General features: G+C 59.2%; 1 protein-coding gene. It reads right to left on the bottom strand.

What is annotated here, in order from left to right:
- Positions 1–289, bottom strand: a 289-nt coding sequence (locus EN874_RS33200) for a glucoamylase family protein (RefSeq protein ID WP_281061470.1), incomplete at both ends; no start/stop codon positions are given.

The raw sequence follows: 289 nt of genomic DNA, 5'->3' as shown, positions 1-289 counted from the left end.
CTCGCTGAAGCTGTCGACAAATCCAAAATTTCCCCAGATGCGATGAAGCGGCTTTGTGAGGAAGTATCTCAACGCCCGCATGGATTCCACCGGCGCGTAGGGAAGGCTGGACAAGGCTGCGCTTGGGGTAATAACGCCCCTGTCATGGTCTGGCGCGTGCGCAACGTAGCCGTAGGGGCCATGGCCCGACGTTAGTCCCCAGCAATCGGCGCCATAGCCGGAATGCCCATGCGGGTTGCGAGCGCAATGTTCGTAATTGATGCGCGTGTGGGCCACATTCTGTTGCCAG

This window comes from Mesorhizobium sp. M1D.F.Ca.ET.231.01.1.1 (assembly GCF_003999155.2).
In the GTDB taxonomy this organism is placed as follows: domain Bacteria; phylum Pseudomonadota; class Alphaproteobacteria; order Rhizobiales; family Rhizobiaceae; genus Mesorhizobium.
Note: the sequence above shows the minus strand (reverse complement) of the source record. Positions and strands in the feature narration are given on the sequence as shown.